This window comes from Streptomyces sp. NPDC048297 (assembly GCF_043201585.1).
GTDB lineage: Bacteria > Actinomycetota > Actinomycetes > Streptomycetales > Streptomycetaceae > Streptomyces.
The window spans coordinates 294590-306036 of the sequence record NZ_JBICZA010000001.1 but is presented as its reverse complement, the minus strand read 5'-3'; the positions used below and the strand labels follow the sequence as shown (position 1 = coordinate 306036).

The following is an 11447-nucleotide window of genomic DNA, read 5'->3' as shown; positions in this document are numbered from 1 at the left end:
GAATGCTGGATTCAGCGTGCCGCGAGGGCCTTCTCGCCCGCGTGGCGCATGGCCTCCAGCGGGGCCGGGGCGTGGCCGGTCATGCGCTCCACCTGCAGAACCGCCTGGTGCACCAGCAGATCCAGGCCGCTGACGACGGCGCCGCCGAACATCGACCAGCGGGCCGCCAGCTCGGTCGGCCAGGGGTCGTAGAGCACGTCGAAGAGCGTCGCCGGGCGCTCGGGCACGGCCGCCGCGAGGGCGTCCGTGGTGCCCGCAGGCGTGGTGGCGACCACCAGCGGGGCGCGCAGCGCCTCGGCCGCGTCCGCCCAGTCGGCGACGCGCACGTCGACCTCGAGCCGCTCGCCCCAGCGCCGCATCTCGGCGGCGCGGGCCTCGCTGCGCACATAGGCGACGACCTCGCCGGTGCAGATCCGGGCGAGGGCGGCCAGTGCCGAGGACGCGGTGGCGCCGGCGCCGAGGATCGCGGCGGACTCCACCTGCTCGATGCCGTGCTCGCGCAGCGCGGCCACCATCCCCGGGATGTCCGTGTTGTCGCCGACCCGGTGGCCGTCCTCGGTGAGGACGACGGTGTTGACGGCGTCCACCGAGGCGGCCGTCTCGGTGATCTCGTCCACCAGCGGGATGACGGCCCGCTTCAGCGGCATCGTCAGCGACAGCCCCGCCCACTCCGGGCCGAGCTGCCGCAGAAAGTCCGGCAGCGCGGCCTCGTCGATCTCGAAGCGGTCGTACGACCACCCGGTGAGCCCGAGTGCTTCGTAGGCCGCCCGGTGCAGCACCGGCGAGAGGGAGTGGGCGATGGGCGAACCGAGCACGGCGGCCCGGCGGGCATCAGTTGCCCGAGTTGGCATTGAATTTGTCCTTGAGCTTTTCGAATTCTGCGTTGGTGCGGGCGAATTCGGTGTTGTTCACGCCGTCGGTCGCCACGAAATACATCCAGCCGTCGTGCGTCGGATTCAGTGTCGCCTTCAGCGCGTCCTCGCCGGGGTTGCCGATCGGACCGGGCGGAAGTCCTCTGTGGGTATATGTGTTGTACGGGCTCTGGTTGCTGTTGATCTCCTTCTCGGAGATATGGATGTTGCTCGTGCCCTTGAGGTAGTTGTAGGTCGAGTCGAACTGCAGCAACCGGTTGGTCTCGGTGTTGTCGGGCTTCAGGCGGTTGTAGACCACCTCCGCCATCTTGCGGAAGTCGTCGTGCGTCTTGCCCTCGGCCTGGACCAGGCTGGCGACGGTGACGAGCTGGAACGCGTTGTCCATGCCCAGGCTCCTGGCCTTGCTCTCCAGGCCGAGTTCCGCGTACTTCTCCTTGGCCCGGCCGACCATCGACTTCAGGACGGCCTCGGGCTTCTGCCCCTTGGTGACCGGGTAGCTGGAGGGGTAGAGGAAGCCTTCCAGCGGGTCCCTCACGTCGGCGTGGTTCAGTGCCCAGGCGGGCAGCCCCAGGGACTTGTACTTCTGCTTCGCGACCTTCTGCGTCGTGCCCGCGGACACCTGGAGCCGCTTGTCGATCAACGCGTAGACCGCGGCGTTGCGCGTGCCCTCGGCGATGATCAGGTTGCTGCGGCTCTTCGGGCTGAGCATCAGCTCGACGGCGCTGGCCGCGGACATCTGCTTCTGCAGCGTGTAGATGCCGTCCTGGAGCGACTTGCCGTCGGGATTGGCCTGCTGCGCGGAGACGAACGCGTCGACGCTCTCGACGACACCGGCTTCCTTCAGCTTCTGACCGATGACATAGCCGCCGGCGCCCTTCGGGATGTCGACCGTCACCAGCTGGCCGTTGCCGTCGCCCGCGAAGTCCGGAGCCGCGGCGAAACGATTTTGGTAGAACTGCCAGCCGAAGTAGCCGACGGTGCCGAGGCCACCGCCGAAGACCAGGACGACCACCAGGCAGGCGCAGCCGGTGCGCCGCTTCTTGGGCTTGACGGGCTTGCGGCCCTTGCCGCGCCGGTCACCGCGCCCGCCGCGGCTCTCGGCCTCGTCGTCCGTGCCGTCGTCATCGCCGCCACCGCCGGCGAAGAAGGCGTGCTCGCCCTGGTCCTCGCCGGGGTCCCAGCCGGTCTCCGGGTCGGGGCCGGGGGACGGTTCGGGGCGCCGGCGGCCGGGGGGCTGCGGCGGCGGATAGGCGTCCTCGGTGCCGTAGAAGTCGGGATGCTCCCCGCCGTACGCCACGGGCTGCTGGTTGTAGGGGTCACCCGGGTCCGCGGCGTAGGGAACATGGCCGTGGGTGCCGGTCGCGTCCCAGCCACCCTCGGGCTGCTGCTGGTGATGCTGCTGCTGGTACTGCTGGGCCTGGCCCGCGTACTGCTGGTCGTAGGCGGACTGACCCTGCGGGTCCTGGTACGGGTACTGCTGCTGGTCGTAACCGGGGTGCTGCCCCTGGGCCCAGTCACCGTACTGCTGCGGCTGTTCCTGCGGCTGCTGTGGATAGTGCTGTGGCTGGCCGCCGTAGGGGGGCTGCTGACCCGCGTGGGTCTGCTGCCCTCCCCATCCGCCGTCCCCGTACAACGGGTCCTCCGGATGCCACGGTTCGGAGCCAGGGCCCCGGCCATACTCAGTCATCGATCCCCTAGAGCCGCGAGGCCGACGGTCGCACAGCCGGTGGAGCCGCTTCCGTTCCGCCTCTTTTACTGTGCGCCGGCTGTTCGAACGCCGCCGCATCGCGCGGAACGTTACCGTATCGCGATCAGATGACCACTTCGACGCCCTCGCCGGGTGCTTTACCTGACACCCGTTCGGATTCCAGGGCCTGCTGCAGGATGATGACGGCGGCGGCCTGGTCGATGACGGCCCGGCCCTTCTTGGACTTCACTCCGGAGGCGCGCAGTCCCTGACTGGCCGTCACGGTCGTCATCCGCTCGTCCACCAGCCGGACCGGCACGGGCCTTACGCCCTCGGCGAGTTCCTGGGCGAAGGCGCGGACCTTGACCGCGGCCGGGCCCTCGCCCCCCTTGAGGGAGCGAGGGAGGCCGACGACGACCTCGATCGGTTCGTACTCCTCGACGAGCTGCCGCAGTCGGCGGTGTGCTGCCGGGATGTCACGTCCGGGGACCGTCTCCACCGGAGTGGCGAGGATCCCGTCGGGGTCGCACGAGGCGACCCCGATCCGGGCGTCCCCGACGTCGATCGCGAGTCGACGTCCTCTGCGCATGTCCTACCGTTTCCTTACTTCGCTGTCTCGGCGACAAGACGCTCGACGGCGTCGGCGGCGTCGCCGACGGCGGCCGGGTTCTGCCCGCCGCCCTGGGCGACGTCCGGCTTGCCGCCACCGCCGCCGCCGAGGCTCTTGGCGGCGGTACGGACCAGGTCACCGGCCTTCAGGCCGCGCTCGCGGGCGGCCTCGTTGGTGGCGATGACCGTGAGCGGCTTGCCGTTGTTGACCGTGAACAGGGCGACCACGGCGGCCCGGCCGCCCTGGATGCGACCGCGCACGTCGAGGACCAGCCTGCGCAGGTCGTCCGGCGTGGTGCCGTCCGGGACCTGACCGGTGACGAGGGCCACACCCCGCACGTCCTTGGCGGACTCGGCGAGACCGGCGGCGGCCTGCAGCACCTTCTCGGCGCGGAACTTCTCGATCTCCTTCTCGGCGTCCTTCAGCTTGCCGAGCATCGAGGAGACCTTCTCCGGCAGCTCGTCCGGGCGGCCCTTGAGCAGCTCGGTCAGCTGGTTGACGACCGTGTGCTCCCGGGCGAGGAAGTTGTAGGCGTCGACGCCGACGAGGGCCTCGATCCGGCGGACACCCGAGCCGATGGAGGCCTCGCCGAGCAGCTTCACCAGGCCCAGCTGGGCGGTGTTGTGCACGTGCGTGCCGCCGCACAGCTCCTTGGAGAAGTCGCCGATGGTCACCACACGGACCCGCTCGCCGTACTTCTCGCCGAACTCGGCGATGGCGCCCTGCTTCTTGGCCTCGTCGATGCCCATGACCTCGGCGCGTACGTCCAGGTCGCGGGCGAGCACCTCGTTGATCTTCTGCTCGACGTCGGTCATCACGGCCGTCGGGACGGCGGCCGGGGAGCCGAAGTCGAAGCGGAAGCGGCCGGGCTGGTTCTCGGAACCGGCCTGGGCGGCCGTCGGGCCGAGGGCGTCGCGCAGGGCCTGGTGGGTGAGGTGCGTGGCCGAGTGGGCGCGGGCGATGGCCTTGCGGCGGCGGGTGTCGATGGAGGCGTGGGCCTTGGCGCCGACCGTGACCTCGCCGACCTGGACGACGCCCTTGTGGACGTACACGCCCGGGACCGGCTTCTGGCAGTCGCGGACCTCGATGACGGCACCGGAGTCGACCTTGATGCGGCCGGTGTCGCCGATCTGGCCGCCGCCCTCGGCGTAGAAGGGGGTGCGGTCGAGGACGATCTCGACCTCGTCGCCCTCCGTGGCGGCCGGGGAGGAGGCGCCGTCGACCAGGATGCCGACGATCGTGGACTCGCCCTCGGTGTCCGTGTAGCCGATGAAGTCGGTGGCGCCGGCCTTGTCGGCGATCTCGCGGTAGGCGCCCAGGTCGGCGTGGCCGGTCTTCTTGGCCAGGGCGTCGGCCTTGGCGCGCTCCCGCTGCTCCTTCATCAGGCGGCGGAAGCCGTCCTCGTCCACGGACAGCCCCTGCTCGGCGGCCATCTCCAGGGTGAGGTCGATCGGGAAGCCCCAGGTGTCGTGGAGCAGGAAGGCCTTGTCGCCGGCGAGGACCGTGCCACCGGAGGCCTTGGTCTCGGTGACGGCGCCGTCGAGGATGTTGGTGCCGGCCTTCAGCGTCTTGAGGAAGGCGTTCTCCTCGGCGACGGCGACCTTCTCGATGCGCTCGCGGTCGGTGACCAGTTCCGGGTACTGCCGGCCCATCATGCGGATCACGATGTCGATCAGATCCTTGACGACCTGACCGGTGGCACCGAGGAGGCGCATGTTGCGGATGGCGCGGCGCATGATGCGGCGCAGGACGTAGCCGCGGCCCTCGTTGCCGGGGGTGACGCCGTCGCCGATGAGCATCGTGGCCGTGCGCATGTGGTCGGTGACCACGCGCAGGGCGACGTCCGTGGTGTGCGACTCGCCGTAGTGGACGCCGGTCAGCTCGGTGGCCCGCTTGATGACGGCCATGGAGGTGTCGATCTCGTACATGTTCTGCACGCCCTGCAGAATCATGGCGAGACGCTCAAGGCCGAGGCCCGTGTCGATGTTCTTGCTCGGGAGGTCGCCGAGGATCTCGAAGTTGTCCTTGCCGGTGCCCTCGCCCCTCTCGTACTGCATGAAGACGAGGTTCCAGATCTCCACGTACCGCTCGTCGTTGACGGCGGGGCCGCCCTCGACGCCGAACTCGGGGCCGCGGTCGTAGTTGATCTCGGAGCAGGGGCCGCAGGGGCCGGGGACGCCCATGGACCAGAAGTTGTCCTTCATGCCCAGGCGCTGGATGCGCTCCTTGGGCACGCCGACGACCTCGTGCCAGATCTGCTCGGCCTCGTCGTCGTCCTTGTAGACGGTGATCCAGAGCTTCTCCGGCTCCAGGCCGTAACCGCCCTTGTCCTGGGGGCTGGTGAGCAGCTCCCAGGCGAGCTTGATGGCGCCTTCCTTGAAGTAGTCACCGAAGGAGAAGTTGCCGCACATCTGGAAGAACGTGCCGTGGCGGGTGGTCTTGCCGACCTCTTCGATGTCCGGCGTGCGCACGCACTTCTGGACGCTGGTGGCGCGGTCGAAGGGCGGCTTGACCTCACCCAGGAAGTAGGGCTTGAAGGGCACCATGCCGGCGGGGACGAGGAGCAGAGTCGGGTCGTCCGCGATGAGCGACGCCGAAGGGACGACGGTGTGCCCGCGCTCCTCGAAGAAGCTCAGCCAGCGGCGGCGAATCTCGGCCGACTCCATCAGTGGTCCTCATTCCGGTTGTACGAGTACTTCGTGTGCGAAGACATCGGTGCCTCGATGCACTTCGGGGTGCTGCGGTTGTTCTCGATGGCGGCGAGCCGCCGGGGCGCGGGGAGTTCGGGGCTCTCGTCGATGCCGAGCGCCTCCTCGAGTTCGGCCTCCCGCTGGGCCATGTTGTCGCGGACGTCGAGCGCGAATCCGACCGCGCGGTCCTTGAGGCGGTGACCGGTCTCCAGGGCCTTGTTCGCCGCGGTCGCGGCGAGGCTCTCGGGCGTCAGCTGCTTCAGCTTGCGGTTGACCTTGGTGGTGGCCCACACACCGGCGGCGACGCCCGTGGTGAACCAGAACGTTCGGCGGAACATCGCTGGCCTAGTCCCTCTCTGCGCGGTTGTTCCGCCTGCCCCGCCGCGCGGCCGGGACCGTCCGGCCCACGATCACCGTACGCCTCGGGGCCTTGGCGGGCACGCCCTCCTTGCGGCCGCCCAGGGCCCGGCGGACGCCGTAGCCGAAGGCCGCGACCTTCACCAGCGGGCCGCCGAAGGTGGAGGCGACGGTGGAGGAGAGCGCGGAGGCGTTCGAGGTGACCTCCTGGACGTCGGAGGCGATCGCGTCGACCCGGTCGATCTGGGTCTGCGCGGACCGCACGGCCGAGGAGGCGTCCGCGAGCAGGGGCACGGCCTGTTCGGTCACGTCCGCGACGAGCTTGGTGGTCGCCTTGAGCGTCTGGGCCAGCCTCACCAGCGCGACGGCGAGGAAGGAGACCAGGATCGCCCAGAAGACGGCCACCAGGATCCCGGCCACCTCTCCACCGGACACTGTGCGCACCCGCTCCCTGAAACGTGCTCTGAACATCAGAACCATGAAAAAGCAGTAGGCCGAGCCTATCGCGCCGGTGGTGGGACTCCGTACCGGATTACCGCCCGCGGCGGGCGCAGTCGCGGGAAGCGATTGTACGGAATGAACACGCTTCAGTACGCTCCGTGTCCTATGCGAGGTCCTCAGCGTCCCGGCCCCCAGAACGACGGCGTTCCGCCCGGCGAACTCGCCGGACTCCCCGTACTCACCGAACTCACCTCGTTCGTCGGGCGCTCGGCCGAACTCGCCGAGCTTGCGGGGATCCTGGAGACGGCCCGGCTGGTCACGGTCACCGGGGTCGGCGGCGTGGGCAAGTCGCGGCTGGCCGCGCGGGCGGCGGGGCGCTGGGCGTCCGGGGACGCTTCCCCGGTGGTGGCCGCGCGGGCGGAGCCGAGGGCGTGGGTGCTGGTCGAGCTGGCGGCGGTGCGTGATCCGCGGTTCGTCCCGTACGCGGTGGTGGAGGCGCTGGGGCTGACCGACCACAGCACGCGGGCGCCGGCGCAGACACTGCTGGAGCACCTCGCGGGCCGCTGGACGATGCTCGTGCTGGACGGGTTCGAGCATCTGGTCGCGGCCTGCGCCGAGCTGGTGGCGGAGCTGCTGCACAACCTGCCGGAGCTGCGGGTGCTGGCGGTGGGCCGGCGTCCGCTGACCCTGACCGGTGAGCGGCTGTTCCCGCTGGACCCGCTCGGCGAGGACGAGGCGGTGGAGCTGCTCGCGGACCGGGCCCGGCAGCACGGCCTGGACGTCGGCGACGTTCCCGAGGTGCGCGAGCTGTGCCGGCGTCTTGAGGGGATCCCGCTGGCGGTGGAGCTGGCCGCGGGACGGCTGCGGGCCCTGTCCCCGGCTCAGCTGCTGCGGCGGCTGGACGACCGGTTCCGGGTGCTGACCGCAGGCGGCCGGGTGCCGACCGGCGGCGGCCTGGACGCTCCCCCGGGATCCCGGCTTCGCCCGGTCCCGGGAGAACCCCCACCGCGCCACCGGACGCTGCGGACCGCGATCGGCTGGAGCCACGAGCTGTGCACGCCCGCCGAGCGGCTGCTGTGGGCGCGGCTGTCGGTGTTCGCGCAGACCTTCGACCTGGAGGCGGCCGAGTACGTGTGCAGCGGGGACGGGCTGCCGGCCGAGGACGTCCTGGACGTGCTCTCGGAACTGCTGGCCCAGTCCCTGCTCTCGCGCGAGGACACACCGGCCGGCCCCCGCTTCCGGATGCTGGGCACGGTCCGGGCCTACGGCGCCGACTGGCTGGAGGCGACGGGGGACGCGGCCCGGCTGCGGCGCAGGCACCGGGACTGGTTCCTGGGGCTGGCGACCTGGTGCGAGCTGGACTGGTTCTCGCCCCGGCAGCGCGAGGTGGCCGCACGGGTCGAGGCCGAGCTGCCGAACCTGCGGGCCGCGCTGGAGTTCTCTCTGGCCGAGCCCGGGGAGACGCATCTGGGCCAGTACCTGGCGGGCTCGCTGTGGTTCTGCTGGGTGGGCTGCGGCCGGCTGTCGGAGGGGCGGCGCTGGCTGGAGCGCAGTGTGGCGCTGGAGTCGGAGCACGAGCCGTCCCGGCTCAAGGCGCTGTGGGTGCTCGGATACGTGGCGATCCTCCAGGGCGACACCGTTGTGGCGCTGACCGCGCTGCGGGAGTGCCGGGAGCAGGCGGAGGGGACCGGGGACGCGACGGCGGTGGCGTACGCGGAGCACCGCACGGGGTGTCTGGCCCTGGTCACGGACGACATGGCGCGCGCGGAGACGCTGCTGCGGTCGGCGCTGGACCGCTACCAGGAGATCGGCGAGCTGAACAGCAACGTGCTGATGGGCCAGGTGGAGCTGGCGATGACGCGGGCGTTCCAGGGGGACCTGGCGGACGCGGTGCGGCTGTGCGAGGACGTGCGCCGGGTGTGCGAGGACCACGGGGAGCGGTGGGCCAGGTCGTACGCGCTGTACGTGCTGGCGTACGCGGCCTGGCATGACGGGGACCCGGTGTGCGCGCGGGAGCTGCTGGCGGACTGCCTGGGCGACGCGCACGCCTTCCACGATCTGCTGGGCTCGGTGCTCGCGCTGGAGCTGCTGGCCCTGGTGACGGTGTCCCAGGGCGATCCGGTCGAGGCGGCGGTGCTCCAGGGCGCCGCGGGCCGGATGTGGCCGTCGGTGGGTCTGCCGCTGTTCGGTTCGGCGTACTACAACGCCCCGCACGAGCTGTGCGAGGCGAGGGCCCGCACGGCCCTCGGTGACGAGCGGTACGAGGAGTGCGCGCGGGACGGTGCCCGGCTGGACCGGGCGACGGCCGTGGCGCGGGCGCTGGGGCAGGGCGGCGGCGTACGGTCGCTGCGGGCGCTGCCCGGACGGCGGGGGCCGGTGCGGCACGTGCGCGAGGAGGCCGGGAAACGCGAACCCGCCGCCTCGCCCACCCGAAAGAGTGGGGAGACGGCGGGCTGAGGTGCTGCGCCGGGGCTGGGATCAGCGGGCGTAGTACTCGACGACGAGCTGCTCGTCGCAGATCACCGGGATCTCCTTGCGGTTCGGCTCGCGGTCCAGGCGGAACGCCAGGGCCTTGAGGTTCACCTGGAGGTAGCGCGGGGTCTCACCCTCGGGGGCGAAGCCACCCTCACGGGCGATCGTGAAGAGCGTCTTCTCCTTGGAGCGGTCGCGGACCTGCACGACGTCGTCCGGACGGACACGGAAGGACGGCTTGTCGACCTTCTGGCCGTTGACCTGGATGTGGCCGTGGACGACCATCTGGCGGGCCTGGTAGATCGTGCGGGCGATGCCCGAACGCAGGACCAGCGCGTCGAGACGGCGCTCGAGCTCGATGATCAGGGCCTCACCGGTCTTGCCCTGGACCTTGGAGGCACGCTCGTAGGCGCGGACGAGCTGACGCTCGGACACGTCGTACTGCGCGCGCAGACGCTGCTTCTCGAGCAGACGGACCTTGTAGTCCGAGTTCTGCTTGCGGCCGCGGCCGTGCTCGCCCGGCGGGTAGGGACGGGCCTCGAAGTACTTGACGGCCTTCGGGGTCAGCGCGATGCCGAGGGCACGCGACTTCTTGACCTTGGGGCGGGACTGGTTCGCCACTGTCTTTCTCTTTCCTCGTTCTCGGCTTGTCAGAGTCGAGGGAGGTCGCATCCGCAGCCGGGGAAACCCGCCGGGTCCGCACGGGACCTGTCGGGCAGCCGCTCCCCTGGTCTGGGCACATACGTGCAGCACGCGAGTGGCCCACCGACCGTTCCCGGGATTCCGGGTGGTGGTGGGCTGCCCGCGACACCGTTCGACGGTGCGCGACGCTCCTGGAGCCGGTCCGCGAGGGACCGGACTCCGGCTGGCTGTCCCGCTCTGACTGCGCGGGACTCAGCACTTCGGGGCAGTCTACAGGGTGCTCAGGAGCGCCTGCGACCGAGGTGGGCGCGGGTCCATTCGACCGCGTCCGCGTACCGCGCCTCGGCGCCGTGCCGGGTCGGGGTGTAGTACTCGCGGTCCTTGAGGGCGTCCGGGGCGTACTGCTGCTCGGCGATGCCCTCGGGCAGGTCGTGCGGGTACACGTACCCCTGGGCGTGCCCCAGTTTCTTCGCACCCTGGTAGTGCCCGTCCCGCAGGTGGGGCGGCACCTGGCCGGCCAGTCCCTTGCGTACGTCCTCCATGGCGGCGCCGATGGCGGTGGTCGCGGCGTTGGACTTGGGGGCGAGAGCGAGGGCGATGGTGGCGTGGCTGAGGGTGAGGGCGGCCTCGGGGAAGCCGATCATGGCGACGGCCTGGGCGGCGGCGACCGCGATCGGCAGCGCGTTCGGGTCGGCCAGGCCGATGTCCTCACTGGCGGAGATCATCAGGCGGCGGGCGATGAAGCGGGGGTCCTCGCCGGCCTCGATCATGCGGGCCAGGTAGTGCAGGGCGGCGTCGACATCGGAGCCGCGGATGGACTTGATGAGGGCGCTGGCGACGTCGTAGTGCTGGTCGCCGTCGCGGTCGTACTTCACGGCGGCACGGTCGACCGTCTGCTCCAGGGTCTGCAACGAGATCGCGCTCTCGCCCTGGTCGAGGGCGGCTCCCGCGGCGGCCTCCAGGGCGGTCAGGGCGCGGCGGGCGTCGCCGCCCGCGATGCGCAGCAGGTGCTCCTCGGTGTCCCCGGGGAGGGTGACGGCGTCCTTGAGTCCGCGTTCGTCGGCGAGGGCCCGGCGGAGCAGGCCGCGGACGTCGTCGTCGGTGAGGGGTTCGAGGGTGAGGAGGAGGGAGCGGGAGAGCAGCGGGGAGATCACCGAGAAGTACGGGTTCTCGGTGGTCGCCGCGATCAGGGTGACCCAACGGTTCTCGACGGCGGGGAGCAGGGAGTCCTGCTGGGCCTTGCTGAAGCGGTGGATCTCGTCCAGGAAGAGGACGGTCTCCTTGCCGAAGCCGCCGGTGGCTCGGCGGGCCCCGTCGATGACCGCGCGGACCTCCTTGACGCCCGCGGTGATCGCGGACAGCTCCACGAACCGCTTGTTGGTGGCCTTGGAGACGACGTAGGCGAGGGTCGTCTTGCCGGTGCCCGGAGGGCCCCAGAGGATGACCGAGGACGGTCCGGCGGGGCCGCCGCTGCCCTCGCCGACCAGCCGGCGCAGCGGGGAGCCGGGCCCCAGCAGGTGCTGCTGGCCCACGACCTCGTCGAGGGTGCGCGGGCGCATCCGCACCGCCAGGGGACTGGCCGCCGGGTCCTTCTCCTGGCGTTCTTCTGCTGCGGCGGTGAAGAGGTCGGGTTCCACGCTGAAACCCTATGGCACGCCACTGACAACCGGATCCGG

At 71.0% G+C, this 11447-nt stretch carries 9 protein-coding genes; 1 reads left to right on the top strand and 8 read right to left on the bottom strand.

The genetic code is table 11. The annotated features are described in order from the left end of the window. Positions 1–11: 11 nt before the first annotated feature. From ACGFYV_RS01395 to ACGFYV_RS01370, 6 genes are all read right to left on the bottom strand, one after another. Positions 12–851: a shikimate dehydrogenase gene (locus tag ACGFYV_RS01395; RefSeq protein WP_393876263.1), complete on the bottom strand. Its 840-nt coding sequence runs from the start codon at positions 849–851 to the stop codon at positions 12–14. After that, positions 832–2559, bottom strand: a complete 1728-nt coding sequence (gene mltG / locus ACGFYV_RS01390; RefSeq protein WP_393876262.1) for an endolytic transglycosylase MltG — start codon at positions 2557–2559, stop codon at positions 832–834. The genes ACGFYV_RS01395 and mltG overlap by 20 nt, the downstream gene beginning before the upstream one ends. A 124-nt stretch (positions 2560–2683) precedes the next feature. Beyond that, a complete protein-coding gene (gene ruvX, locus ACGFYV_RS01385; RefSeq protein ID WP_393876261.1) occupies positions 2684–3148 on the bottom strand; it encodes a Holliday junction resolvase RuvX in 465 nt (154 codons plus the stop codon). 14 nt (positions 3149–3162) lie between these two features. Continuing rightward, a complete protein-coding gene (alaS, locus tag ACGFYV_RS01380) occupies positions 3163–5835 on the bottom strand; it encodes an alanine--tRNA ligase (protein ID WP_393876260.1) in 2673 nt (890 codons plus the stop codon). After that, positions 5835–6197: a hypothetical protein gene (locus tag ACGFYV_RS01375; RefSeq protein ID WP_393876259.1), complete on the bottom strand. Its 363-nt coding sequence runs from the start codon at positions 6195–6197 to the stop codon at positions 5835–5837. Before ACGFYV_RS01375 ends, alaS begins: the two co-directional genes overlap by 1 nt. A gap of 7 nt (positions 6198–6204) precedes the next feature. Continuing rightward, positions 6205–6651, bottom strand: a complete 447-nt coding sequence (locus ACGFYV_RS01370) for a DUF948 domain-containing protein (RefSeq protein WP_393876382.1) — start codon at positions 6649–6651, stop codon at positions 6205–6207. 171 nt (positions 6652–6822) lie between these two features. Here ACGFYV_RS01370 and ACGFYV_RS01365 point away from each other — a divergent pair, with 171 nt between their 5' ends. After that, positions 6823–9114, top strand: a complete 2292-nt coding sequence (locus ACGFYV_RS01365) for an ATP-binding protein (protein ID WP_393876258.1) — start codon at positions 6823–6825, stop codon at positions 9112–9114. A 21-nt stretch (positions 9115–9135) separates the two neighbouring features. Here ACGFYV_RS01365 and rpsD read toward each other — a convergent pair whose 3' ends face one another. Next, on the bottom strand, positions 9136–9750 hold the full coding sequence (gene rpsD / locus ACGFYV_RS01360; RefSeq protein WP_018570215.1) for a 30S ribosomal protein S4: 615 nt from the start codon (positions 9748–9750) through the stop codon (positions 9136–9138). A gap of 302 nt (positions 9751–10052) precedes the next feature. Further along, a complete protein-coding gene (locus ACGFYV_RS01355) occupies positions 10053–11408 on the bottom strand; it encodes a replication-associated recombination protein A (RefSeq protein ID WP_393876257.1) in 1356 nt (451 codons plus the stop codon). Between the last annotated feature and the right edge of the window lie 39 nt (positions 11409–11447).